The organism is Massilia sp. CF038 (genome assembly GCF_900129765.1).
Taxonomy (GTDB): Bacteria; Pseudomonadota; Gammaproteobacteria; order Burkholderiales; family Burkholderiaceae_D; genus Telluria_A.
Map to the genome: position 1 here is coordinate 1,256,116 of NZ_FQWU01000002.1, position 12,643 is coordinate 1,268,758.

Here is a 12,643-nt window from a genome sequence, read left to right on the forward strand (position 1 = left end):
CTGCTCTTACTGCATCTACTTAGTGCGCGGCACGGCGGTTTGCCATATCGTCACGCACTTGCTGCTTGCTGGCGGTGCCGGTCATGAAGCTGGCCGGACGCACACTGGAACTGCTCAGGGCGGTGGCCGGATTCAGGTTGGCCGCCCAGCTCTTGCCCACTTTCATCTGAATAGGGGCAGGCAGCAAATCCACTTCGGCAGGATCGATCCACGGAGCGATCTTCTGCAACACCAGCTTGATACGCGGCTTGACACCAGGTGCGCCAATGCGGCCACGCTGGCCCCAGCCAACGATCAGCGTTTCAGCGGTATCGCCATCCTTGAAGGCGTTGGTGTAAGCCACGTCATACTGGAAGTTGTAGCGATAGCTGACCATGAATTCTTCGAACAGCATCGCCAGATCTTCGCGCGAACTGTCGGTGCCGTTGATCGAATACGCATAGTCGTCATTGGCAACGTCAGCCTCGAAGAAGGCACCCACTTGCGCCGCCGTGTAGGCTTTCTCGAAAGGCTCGGCTGGTTTGCCCAAATACAGGATTTGACCGAGACGTTTCATCTGCGGCGACGTCAGCGGATACGCCTTGGCCAGCGCATCCGATGGTAGCGCCAAGCTATCCAAGCGTGGAATGGCATTCAGATAGATAGGCAAAGCACCATTCAAATTGCGGTCGTTTGGCGAGAAGAAATCGTTGGCGTGGGCCAGTTCGTGGTACATCAGACGGCCGAGCACCACTTGTACCTGGGTAATCGGACGCGTATCACGTTCGTAGATCGGATAGCTTTCCAGCACATAGTCATTGTTCTGCACAATGCGGCCGAGACCGGTGAAATTCAGGCTGTCGCCAAAGCTGGAGCGATAGTCAGGCACCTCGGTCACCACATCGCGCTGCTCGGGTGTCATCCACAGATTATTGGCATCAAGGTAAATTGCGCCAGTGCCCACCGTGTAGAAACTCGGACGCACATGCGAACCGATCACAATCGCGGTCACGCCACCCAGCAACTTGCGGAAGTCACCAGCAGGGTCCTGATTTTCCAGGAAGTTCTGGAAGTTCGCGCCCAGGAAATCGTGCGACACAAGCACGCGGCCCATGATTTGCTCAATGCTGGCGTCCTTGCCGACGCCGGCTTCAGTCGAGAGCAGCGGCAAGGTCGAGACCGGGCACAGATTATGATTCGTACTGCTGACGAAGTACAGGCTGACATCGTAGGTGCACTTGGCCAGCACGCCGGCGTAGGCACTGGCCTTGCGGTACGGATGCACGCGCGCTGTGTGTTCGAAAATATAGCCGTTCGGCGTCGCCGCCTGGCGGTCAATGCTGACGATCACGTCGTCCGAATCCGTCTTGCCGGTGCTGGTGGTCACCGTGGCACGGAACTTCAGCGCGACATCGTTCGGCACGTCGGCCAGATCGCGCGATTTGAACATCAGCACGCTCTTATCCGTGGTGTCCATCGTGACCTTCGGGCCGGCCACTTGGGTCCATGTAATGTTGGTCACCGTTTCGCCGCTTGCGGCCAGATAAGGCCAGGCACGAATCGAGGTATCCGTCCCCGGACGCACTGAATGGTCGTTGCGCAGCGTGATGTAGCTCGATGCCGGCGCAGCGTCAATCACGATGTCGGCAGTGGCCGAGGCAGGGCTGCCATTGGCCAGCACAACGTCGGCTTTCAGACGCACAGTGCCGACCTTGCCTGCGGTTTCGATGGCCACGGTTGGCGTCTCCGCCGCACTCAAGGCCACTTGCGGCCCACTGACCTGCGACCACACCACGCTTTGCAGCGGCGCGCCGCACGACAACACGGCAGCACCCGCCACTTTGCCGCTGGCGACCGTTGCATCAGAGACAATCTGAATCTGGCTCGAGCAGCTGTCCGGCGGCGTGAGCACGATATTGGGCGTGGTACCGCCGCTGCCACCACCGCCGCCGCCGCAGGCAGCCAGCGTCATTGCAAGAGTTACGGCCGCCGGCAGGCGGAGGGCCGGGATTTTAGTTTTCACGACGTTTCCTGACTGAGAGGGTTGTTCATGTTCGCGTAACGAACTGTGCCACACACCATTATATTTGGCCGCACGAATGTGTGAGCAGAAGAAACAAAGAATGTTTTCGCCACACCAGCTGGCTTACAATGCTTTTGCTTAACCCGTAACAATACACTATTCAGGAGAACAACAATGTTAAAACGTCCATATTTCTTAGGCATGATCCTCGGTTTTGTCATGCTGAGCGCTCAGGCAGCACCACGCGACCAATACGAGACGGATACCCGTGAAGCGGCTGCCCGCTACGCGGAAGACCGCGCCATCTGCAATGATGAACGCAACAACGGCCAGCGCATGAAATGCCTGCGCGCCGCCAAGGAAGAAAACACGCGCCTGCTGGCTGAAGCCAAGGCACGCAATCCGGGCAATGATGCTCAGCGCGGCGGCGGCTGCAATGATTGCGCCAAGGTGCTGTCGGTCAATGTATCGACCCGCAAAGGCGAAAGCAATGCGCTGGGCCTGATTGGCGGTGGCGTGGTGGGCGGCTTGCTTGGTAATCAAGTGGGCGGCGGTAACGGCCGCAAGGTGGCCACCGTGGCCGGTGCGGTCGGCGGCGCTTACGCTGGCAAGAAGATTCAGGAAAGCGCCAATTCGACCAAGGTCTGGAACGTGGAAGTCGAATACGAAAACGGCCAGCGCCGCACCTTCGGTTTCGAACACGACCCACAACTGCAGCGCGGCGACCGCGTGCGCAATGCGGGCAAGTCGATTACGCGTATGTAATTAGCCAACCACATCGTCCTCGCGCAGGCGGCGGTGCGACGCCTCGCGACCCATGCCACGTTACCGAAGTTATTCAACGTGGTATAGGTCCCCGCCTCCGCGAGGACGATGTGGTGGTTTGCTTAGAACTGCTCTTCGCTTTAGGCCAGCACGCCTGCGCTGCCTTCCACAATTGCCGTGCGCAGACCCGCTGCCAGGCTCACCGCGTGCGCAATGCGGGCAAGTCGATTACGCATATGTAATTAGTTAGCGCCAAACACATCGTCCTCGCGAAGGCGGGGACGATGTGGTGGTTTGCTTAGAACTGGTCTTCGCTCAAGGCCAGCACGCCTGCACTGCCTTCCACAATTGCCGTGCGCAGACCCGCTGCCTGGCTCAGAATGTGGTCTGCAAAGAAGCGCGCCGTCGCGATCTTGGCCTTGTAGAACGAGGCATCCCCTGCCCCTTCATCGAGCCGCTGCTGCGCTACCAGCGCCGCGCGCGCCATCATCCAGCCACCAAGCACAATGCCAGCGAGCTTCAGATACAGCACGCTGCCCGAGAACACGCCCTTGATGTCGGACTTCATGTTACCGGCAACGTAGTCGACAACGGCTTCGAGCGCCGCACTGCCTTCGGTCAACGCGCGATGCATGGCCTTGAAATCGTCACCCTTGGCCGCTGCCAGCTGCGCTTCGGTGGCACGCACCTGGGCCAGGATCGACTTGGCTACGGCGCCGCCGTCGCGCACTGTCTTGCGGCCGACCAGATCATTGGCCTGAATCGCAGTGGTGCCTTCGTAGATGGTCAGGATCTTGGCGTCGCGGTAGTGCTGGGCGGCGCCCGTCTCTTCGATGAAGCCCATGCCGCCGTGGATCTGCACGCCGTCGCGGGTGACGTCCTGCGACATTTCGGTCGACCAGCCCTTGATGATCGGGACCAGGTATTCGTACACTGCCAGATTGGCCGCGCGCGTGTCCGGATTCTCGTCGTGATGGGCAACGTCGCTCACGCCCGCGCCGAAGTAGGCCAGCGCGCGCGCCGCTTCCACCTGCGAGCGCATCGACATGAGCATGCGCCGCACGTCCGGGTGGTGAATGATCGATACCGGACCCGGCGAACCGGCCAGGTCGCGCGACTGCACGCGGTCTTTGGCAAAGGCCACCGCTTGCTGATAGGCGCGGTCGGCCAGGCCGATGCCCTGCATGCCCACGCCGAAGCGTGCTGCATTCATCATGATGAACATGTATTCGAGACCGCGGTTTTCTTCGCCTACCAGGGTGCCGATGGCGCCGCCATGGTCGCCGAACTGCAGCACGGCAGTCGGGCTGGCCTTGATGCCGAGCTTGTGCTCGATCGAGACGCAGTGCGCATCATTGCGCGCGCCCAGGGTGCCGTCGGCATTGACCAGGAATTTCGGCACGATGAACAGCGAAATGCCCTTCACGCCAGGGGGCGCGTCCGGCGTACGCGCCAGGACCAGGTGCACGATGTTCTCGGCCATGTCGTGCTCGCCGTAGGTAATGAAGATCTTGGTGCCGAAGATCTTGTAGGTGCCATCGCCCTGCGGCACGGCGCGGGTGCGCACGGCAGCCAGGTCGGAACCGGCCTGCGGCTCGGTCAGATTCATGGTGCCGGTCCACTTGCCTGATACCAGTGGCTCCAGGTACGTCGCCTTCTGCTGGTCGGAGCCGGCTGTCAGCAGCGCTTCAATGGCACCATCGGACAGCAGCGCCACCAGCGCAAATGAAATCGAAGCCGCATTGAGCATTTCGATGCACGGCGTGGCAACCAGCTTGGGCAAGCCCTGGCCGCCGAATTCGGTCGGGTGCTGCACGCCCTGCCAGCCCGCTTCGGCAAAACTCTTGAACGCTTCCTTGAAGCCCTTGGCAGTGGTGACCTGGCCGTCGTGCCAGAAGCTCGGGTCCTTGTCGCTGGTCCAGTTCAGGGGCGCGACCACGCTGCCGCAGAATTTGGCATTTTCTTCGAGTACCGCTTCGACCGTGTCGGCGGTGGCGTCTTCACAGCCAGGCAGCGCGTTGACGGTGGACAGTCCGGCCAGTTCGTTCATCACGAACAGCATGTCTTTGATGGGGGCGTTGTAGCTCACCATGATCTCCTAGTTTTGTTCTGTAAAAGTTAGCGCCACTTTTATCGCCCTCGCGCAGGTGCAGGCGCATGCGCCTGCCCCATAGCACGCTGACCGAATTCGGACATGTGTTATAGATCCCCGCCTTCGCGAGGACGACACCGCAAAAAAAAACGCATCCCGCCATGGGTTCTTGCCTCATGGTGGAATGCGTCTTTGCGCTGGCTATCAGCCGAGTTGCTTGACCAGGTCTGGCACGACTTCGAACAGATCGCCCACGATGCCGTAGTCGGCGACCGAGAAGATCGGCGCTTCCGGATCCTTGTTGATGGCAACGATGGTCTTCGAATCCTTCATGCCGGCCAAGTGCTGGATCGCGCCCGAGATACCGACGGCGATGTACAGCGATGGCGCCACGATCTTGCCGGTCTGGCCCACTTGCCAGTCGTTTGGCACGAAGCCTGCGTCGACCGCAGCGCGCGACGCGCCCATGGCTGCGCCCAGCTTGTCGGCCAATGGCTCGAGGATCTTGAAGTTGTCGCCCGAACCCATACCACGGCCACCAGACACGATGACTTTGGCAGCGGTCAGTTCCGGACGGTCCGACTTGGCCAGTTCACGGCCAACGAAGGACGATTTGCCCGAATCGGCAACGGCGCCAACTGCTTCGGTGGCGGCCGAACCGCCAGTGGCGGCAGCCGAATCGAAACCGGTGGTGCGCACGGTGATGACCTTGACCTTGTCGGACGACTGCACGGTGGCGATCGCGTTACCGGCGTAGATCGGGCGCTCAAAGGTGTCTGGCGAATCGACCTTGGTGATTTCGGAAATCTGGGCCACGTCCAGCTTGGCGGCCACGCGCGGCAGGATGTTTTTACCGTAGGCGGTGGCAGGCGCGAGGATGTGCGAGTAGGCGCCGGCGATGGCCAGCACTTGCTCGGCCACGTTTTCGGCCAGGCCGTCAGCGTGGTGAGCGGCGTCGGCCACCAGCACCTTGGTCACGCCGGCGATCTGCGCAGCTTCCGCTGCGGCGGCGCCGCAGTTGCTGCCAGCGACCAGGATGTGGACTTCGCCACCGCACTGCGAAGCGGCGGTAACGGTGTGGTGGGTGCTTCCCTTCAGGGATGCGTTGTCGTGTTCTGCGATGACTAATGCGACCATGATCTGTCCTTTATTAAATAACTTTGGCTTCGGTGCGCAGCTTGGCAACCAGGGTTGCGGCGTCCGGAACCTTGATGCCGGCCGAACGCTTGGCTGGCTCGACAACTTTCAGGGTCTTCAGGCGCGCGGCCACATCCACACCCAGGTCTTCCGGCTTGACGACGTCAAGCGGCTTTTTCTTGGCCTTCATGATGTTTGGCAGCGTCACGTAGCGCGGCTCGTTCAGGCGCAGGTCGGTGGTGACGATGGCTGGCAGCGTCAGCGCCAGCGTTTCCAGGCCGCCGTCCACTTCGCGGGTCACGGTCACTTTACCGTCTTCCAGCACCACTTTCGAGGCGAAGGTCGCTTGCGGCCAGCCCAGCAGGGCTGCCAGCATCTGGCCGGTCTGGTTGGAGTCGTCGTCAATGGCTTGCTTGCCCAGGATGATCAGCTGTGGCTGTTCCTTGTCGGCCAGGGCCTTGAGCAGCTTGGCGACTGCCAGCGGCTCGAGTTCGGCGCTGGTTTCCACCAGAATGCCGCGGTCGGCACCAATGGCCATGCCGGTGCGCAGGGTTTCCTGGCACTGGGTTACACCGCAGGACACGGCGATCACTTCGGTCACCTTGCCGGCTTCTTTCAGACGCATCGCTTCTTCGAGTGCGATTTCGTCGAACGGATTCATCGACATCTTGACGTTGGCGATATCGACGCCGCTGCCATCGGACTTGACGCGTACTTTGACGTTGTAATCGACAACGCGTTTGACGGGAACCAGGACTTTCATAGGTATGCCTTTGGGAAATGTAATTGGTGACGTTTGCTAAAGTGGCCTAGATTATAAGAGGAAAATCGTTTCAACACTAAATTAAAGCACGATCGTGCGATTTTTAGCTAGAGGAAAACACCTAATCTTCATGGGCGCGCGATTGAATGGGAAACAAGGGGCGAAGGTACGAGCCTGCCCCAGTGAAAAATGCTTATTTGCGGCGCATCAAAAACGTGAACTCGAAGCCGTTTTGCGAGTGCGACAACAGGGCGTTGCCGGTTTGCTTGGCAAAGGCCTGGAAGTCGCGCACGGAACCGGAATCGGTTGCGACGATTTTCAGCACTTCCCCGGTGGCCATCTCGGCCAATGCCTTCTTGGCTTTCAAGATTGGCAGTGGACAGTTGAGACCGCGGGCATCAAGTTCCTTTTGGAATTCCATGATTTCGTTGTCGAACGTGGTATCGCTCATCGAATGCTCTGCTGGGTTGGTTGTCATGCTCACGGAAGTCAATATACCTGAATTCCATAAATTTGACGCACCGCACCAATATATAAGTTTTTTGTTGCATGGTCACAACGACAATGGACATGTCGCAATTGCCACGTTCTAATGCGGCTGACAGAGGGAGAAACGGGGAGGAACGGCAGGAATGCAGGAGGCATGAGGACTTAGGTAAACCCCACTAAAACGTCGTCCTCGCGAAGGCGGGGACCCATTCCACGTGACCGAAGTTGCTCAACGTGGGATGGGTCCCCGCCTCCGCGAGGACGATGTGGTATTAGGCGCGCTGGGCCACCCAGGCTGCCACGCCTTGCAGCGCTGCTGGCAGGCCGCTTGGATCGGTACCACCAGCTTGCGCCATGTCTGGACGGCCGCCGCCCTTGCCGCCCACCTGCTGGGCGACAAAGTTGACCAGCTCGCCCGCCTTGACCTTGGACGTCGCGTCGGCGGTCACGCCGGCAATCAGGCTGACCTTGCCATCGGCCACGCTGGCCAGCACGATGGCGGCGGTTTTCAGCTTGTCCTTGAGCTTGTCCATCGTCTCGCGCAAGCGCGCCACGTCGGCCCCGTCGAGGGTCGCGGCCAGCACCTTGATACCGTTCACGTCCACTGCCTGGGTCACCAGTTCGTCGCCCTGCCCGGCTGCCAGTTTCGACTTGAGCGCGGCCAGTTCCTTCTCGAGCGACTTGACGTGATCCTGCACCTGGGCGATGCGGGCGGTCAGTTCGTCCGGATGGGTTTTCAGTGCGCCTGCGGCTTCTTTCAGGTTCTTGTCGAGCGACTGCACCACAGCCAGCGCGCCCTCGCCCGTCACCGCTTCCACGCGGCGGATACCGGAAGCGACGCCGCCTTCAGCGACAATTTTAAACAGGCCGATATCGCCCGTGCGCTGCACGTGCACCCCGCCGCACAGCTCTTTCGAGGTGCCGATGTCGAGCACGCGCACTTCGTCGCCGTATTTTTCGCCGAACAGCGCCATGGCGCCATGCTTGACGGCGTCGTCAAACGACATGTGCTGCGCCTGGGTCGCATGGTTGTCGATGATTTCGCGGTTGACAATGGTTTCGACCTTGGCGATTTCTTCGGCCGTCAGCGGCGCGTTGTGCGAGAAGTCGAAGCGGGTACGCTCGGCATCGACCTGCGAGCCTTTTTGCGCCACATGGCCGCCCAGCACTTCGCGCAGCGCCTTGTGCATCAGGTGGGTCGCGGAGTGATTGCGGATGGTGCGCGCGCGGATCGCTTCATCCACATTGGCGCTGACCGCGTCGCCCACCTTCAATGCGCCGGACTTGAGCACCCCGTGGTGGCCGAAGACGTCAGCCTGGATCTTGAGCGTGTCGCTGACGACAAACTGCGCGCTGCCCGCGCTGATGACACCCTGGTCGCCCACCTGGCCGCCCGATTCGGCGTAGAACGGGGTGGTGTCAAGCACCACGATGCCGTCCTGGCCAGGCGCCAGTTCCTGCACTGCGCTGCCATTGGCATACAGTGCCACGACCTTGCTGCTGAAAACGAGATTGTCGTAACCGACGAACTTGTTCTTTTCGCCCGCGTAATCGACCTTGCTGTCCTTGGTGGTCTTGCCGCCTTTGCGCGACAGGTCCTGGCTTTCTTTCAGAGCCGCGTCGTAGCCGGCCTGGTCGAACGACAGACCGCGCTCGCGGCAAATGTCAGCCGTCAGATCGGGCGGAAAGCCATAGGTTTCGTACAGGGTGAAGGCAGTCGCGCCGTCAATGCCCTTGCCGTCTTTGGCCAGCTGCGCTTCCAGTACTTTCATGCCGGTTTCCAGCGTCTCGCCAAAGCGCTCTTCCTCGGCCTTGAGCATCTGGGCGACGCGGTCCTTGGCTTCTTCCAGCTCCGGATAGGCGGCGCCCATCTCGATGGCGAGATCGGCCACCAGCTTGTAGAAGAAGGCCTTGGTCTGACCCAGCTTGTGGCCATGACGCAGGGCGCGGCGGATGATGCGGCGCAGGACGTAGGCACGGCCTTCGCTGCCAGGAATGACGCCGTCGACGATCATGAAGGCGGACGCGCGGATATGGTCAGCGATCACGCGCAGGGACTTGTTTTCCAGGTCGGTGGCGCCGGTTTCGCGCGCAGCGGCTTTAATAAGGGCCTGGAACAGGTCGATCTCGTAGTTCGAATGCACGTGCTGCAGCACGGCGGCCAGGCGTTCCATGCCCATGCCGGTATCGACGCATGGTTTTGGCAGCTTGTGCATCACGCCCGCTTCGTCGCGGTTGAACTGCATGAACACCAGGTTCCAGATTTCGATGAAACGGTCGCCATCTTCGTCGGGCGAGCCAGGCGGACCGCCAGCGATGTCGGCGCCATGGTCGTAGAAGATCTCGGTGCAAGGGCCGCATGGGCCGGTGTCGGCCATCTGCCAGAAATTATCGGACGCGTAGCGCGCACCCTTGTTGTCGCCGATGCGGATGATGCGCTCTTTCGGCACGCCCACTTCGTTGGCCCAGATGTCGTAGGCTTCGTCGTCTTCCATGTAGACAGTGACGGTCAGCTTGTCGGCCGGCAGGCCGTAGACCTTGGTCAGCAGCTCCCAGGCGTAGTTGATGGCGTCGCGCTTGAAGTAGTCGCCAAAGCTGAAATTGCCCAGCATTTCAAAGAAAGTGTGGTGACGCGCGGTGTAGCCGACGTTTTCCAGGTCATTGTGCTTGCCGCCGGCACGCACGCAGCGCTGCACGGAGGTGGCGCGGGTGTAGGGGCGGCTGTCAGTGCCGGTAAACACGTCCTTGAACTGGACCATGCCGCTGTTCGTCAACAACAGGGTGGGGTCATTCCCCGGCACCAGCGAGCTGGAACGGACAATCGTGTGGCCTTTGGATTCGAAGAATTTAAGGAATTTGTCGCGAATTTCGGATGATTTCATGTCGTTTGGGCGAGAAAGAGCAGCATGCTATAAAAAATCGATTATAGCGTAGTCGCCGGGAGGGATATACACAGGGGAGCCTTGCCGACTTCGGGCAAGTGGAATAGCCCCCCGCCTGCGCGAGGGCGATGTTTTGGCGGCGCCAAGATCAGTGTTACATCGCACTCGCGAAGGCGGGTGCCCATGCCACCTCATCGAATTCGGACAAGTGGAATAGCCCCCCGCCTGCGCGAGGGCGATGTGGTAGCGGCGCACGGAGATAAGTGTTACATCGCACTCGCGAAGGCGGGTGCCCATGCCACCTCACCGAATTCGGACAAGTGGAATAGCCCCCCGCCTGCGCGAGGGCGATGTTTTGGCGGCGCCAAGATCAGTGTTACATCGCACTCGCGAAGGCGGGTGCCCATGCCACCTCACCGGATTCGGACAAGTGGAATAGCCCCCCGCCTGCGCGAGGGCGATGTGGTAGCGGCGCACGGAGATCAGTGTTACATCGCACTCGCGCAGGCGGGTGCCCATGCCACCTCATCGAATTCGGACAAGTGGAATAGGCCCCCGCCTGCGCGAGGGCGATGTTTTGGCGGCGCACGGAGATCAGTGTTACATCGCACTCGCGAAGGCGGGTGCCCATGCCGCCTCACCGGATTCGGACCACTGGAATAGGCCCCCGCCTGCGCGAGGGCGATGTGGGGCGGCTCAGCGTGGACCCGCAGGCCCGATCAAATCAATCCGGTCGGTACACATGCCGTCCACACCCCAAGCCATGATTTCCCCGGCACGCGCGGCATCGTTGACGGTGTAGCAAAACAACCCGAACCCGGCATCCTTGATCTGCCTGGCCAGCGCCGGCGTGAGCAACTTGTGATTGGTGTGAACAGCCACCGCTTCCAGCACGCGCGCCTGGGCCAGCCAGTCGGGCGGAACGTCATCAATCAGCAAAGCACGCGGCAGATCCGGTGCGGCGGCCTTGGCAGCGGCCAGCGCCACGGTACTGAACGACGACAGCAGCGGCACCATGGGATCTTCGCGCGCGATCTCCAGCCCGAAGATGGCGCGGGTCAGCTCGGCCACGGCCTTGCCTGTGGCCTCTTCAAAGCCGTCGGCCGGCTTGATCTCGATATTCATCCAGATGCCGTGGGTGCGGCAAAAGTCGACAAACTCGGTAAAGAGCGGCACCGGCTCGCCCTGGAAGCGGGCCCCAAACCAGCTGCCGGCGTCCATGGCCACCAGTTCGGCGGCGTCGTAATCGAACACGTTGCCGCTGCCGGCCACGGTGCGGCCCAGGTAGGGATCGTGCATCACCACCGGCACGCCGTCGCGCGCCAGCATGACGTCGAATTCGACGGCGCGGTAGCCGTGATCGAGGCCGCACTGCAAGCCGGCGATGGTGTTTTCCGGGGCCAGCTTGCCGCCGCCACGGTGCGCGAGAAATCGAGGGTAGGTCCACATGGGCGCCATGCTAGCACTATTGACCGGCGGCGGCGCGAAAACGGCGCCGGTACTCGGCCGGCGTATGGCCGACGTGGCGCTTGAACAGCGCGCCGAAGGTGGCCACATCGCCATAGCCCACCGCCTCGGTCACCTGTGCCACGCTGCACGCATCTGTTTCAAGCAACAACTTGGCCTTGCCAATGCGGGCCTGCTGCAAATACGCCAGCGGCGACTGGCCCGTTTCGTCTTTGAACCGGCGCAGCAAGGTGCGTCCGCTGACGTGGAAGGCGGCAGCCAGCGTCGCCAGGTGGTAGGACTCGGCCAGGCGCAGATCGAGCCAGCGCGCCACGTTGGCGGCGAAGCTCGCTGCAGGGCGCGGCAGCATGCGCTGGTCAACCCATGCCGCCTGGCTGCTGCGTTCATCGAGCAGCGCCATGCGCGCCACTGCGCGCCGCACGCGCGCACTGGCGCTGGCGCCAATGAAGTGGAGCGCCAGGTCAAAGGCCGCGCTGAATGAACCGGTGGTGGCAACGCCACCATCGTCCTGCAAGAGTGCGGCGGGATCGACTTTGGCCGCCGGAAACCGCTGTGCCAGTTCGGCCGCGAACATCCACGAGGTGGTCGCGCGGCGCCCGTCCAGCAAGCCCGCCTCGCCCAGCAAAAACGCGCCAACGCAGACAGCGGCCACGCGGGTGCCGCGGGCAAATGCGCGCGCGATATAGGCCACCTCGGGCGCCAGCTTGGCATGCGGCGCGAGACAGGCGGCGCGGTTGCCCAGGTCCATGCCCGGCACCACCAACAGGCCGCGCGGCGCCCGGGGCGCCCGCTGGGTTCCCAGCCGCAGACCGCCAGCGGCGACGATCTCGCCGCCGGACAGGCTGATCACGCTGACGCTGAACAAGGCTGCACTGCCTGGCTCGAGCGCCTGCGCGACACGGTTGGCCAACAGCAGGGTGTCGGACAGGCCGAATACTTCCATTCCCATGCATCCCGGGTAAGCGAGCAGCGATATGTGTTGTGTCGTCATGCTGGCGATAATGCCATAAAAAATGGCGAAGCCGCCAATACCTGGCACGCAGGAG

9 protein-coding genes are annotated in these 12,643 nt (G+C 61.6%); 1 reads left to right on the forward strand and 8 read right to left on the reverse strand.

Translation table 11 applies throughout. The annotated features are described in order from the left end of the window. Positions 1-19 precede the first annotated feature (19 nt). Entirely contained in the window at positions 20-2,002 is a 1,983-nt protein-coding gene (locus BUC24_RS16075; protein WP_143167544.1) for a hypothetical protein, read from the reverse strand. A 174-nt stretch (positions 2,003-2,176) separates the two neighbouring features. On the opposite strand from BUC24_RS16075, the gene BUC24_RS16080 reads away from it, so the two are divergent. Further along, the gene (locus tag BUC24_RS16080; protein ID WP_073218282.1) at positions 2,177-2,767 is read left to right on the forward strand and encodes a glycine zipper 2TM domain-containing protein; all 591 of its coding nucleotides are present in this window, start codon (positions 2,177-2,179) and stop codon (positions 2,765-2,767) included. A 298-nt stretch (positions 2,768-3,065) separates the two neighbouring features. Here the strand turns inward: BUC24_RS16080 and BUC24_RS16085 are convergent, their stop codons facing one another. The 7 genes from BUC24_RS16085 to BUC24_RS16115 form a co-directional block, all read right to left on the reverse strand. After that, positions 3,066-4,856: an acyl-CoA dehydrogenase gene (locus tag BUC24_RS16085; protein ID WP_073220212.1), complete on the reverse strand. Its 1,791-nt coding sequence runs from the start codon at positions 4,854-4,856 to the stop codon at positions 3,066-3,068. A gap of 207 nt (positions 4,857-5,063) precedes the next feature. Then, the gene (locus BUC24_RS16090) at positions 5,064-5,996 is read right to left on the reverse strand and encodes an electron transfer flavoprotein subunit alpha/FixB family protein (protein ID WP_073218285.1); all 933 of its coding nucleotides are present in this window, start codon (positions 5,994-5,996) and stop codon (positions 5,064-5,066) included. A 13-nt stretch (positions 5,997-6,009) separates the two neighbouring features. Further along, the gene (locus BUC24_RS16095; RefSeq protein ID WP_073218288.1) at positions 6,010-6,759 is read right to left on the reverse strand and encodes an electron transfer flavoprotein subunit beta/FixA family protein; all 750 of its coding nucleotides are present in this window, start codon (positions 6,757-6,759) and stop codon (positions 6,010-6,012) included. Positions 6,760-6,952: 193 nt separating this feature from the next. Continuing rightward, positions 6,953-7,180 carry a sulfurtransferase TusA family protein gene (locus BUC24_RS16100; protein ID WP_073220216.1) on the reverse strand — a complete coding sequence of 76 codons (228 nt, stop codon included), beginning with the start codon at positions 7,178-7,180 and terminating at the stop codon, positions 6,953-6,955. Positions 7,181-7,520: 340 nt separating this feature from the next. Then, complete coding sequence (gene alaS / locus BUC24_RS16105) at positions 7,521-10,130, reverse strand: alanine--tRNA ligase (protein ID WP_073218292.1); 2,610 nt, start codon at positions 10,128-10,130, stop codon at positions 7,521-7,523. Between the two features lie 696 nt (positions 10,131-10,826). Beyond that, complete coding sequence (gene ugpQ, locus BUC24_RS16110) at positions 10,827-11,579, reverse strand: glycerophosphodiester phosphodiesterase (protein WP_073218295.1); 753 nt, start codon at positions 11,577-11,579, stop codon at positions 10,827-10,829. A gap of 16 nt (positions 11,580-11,595) precedes the next feature. After that, positions 11,596-12,588, reverse strand: coding sequence for a GlxA family transcriptional regulator (locus BUC24_RS16115; protein WP_073220219.1), 993 nt, complete (start codon positions 12,586-12,588; stop codon positions 11,596-11,598). Positions 12,589-12,643: the final 55 nt, after the last annotated feature.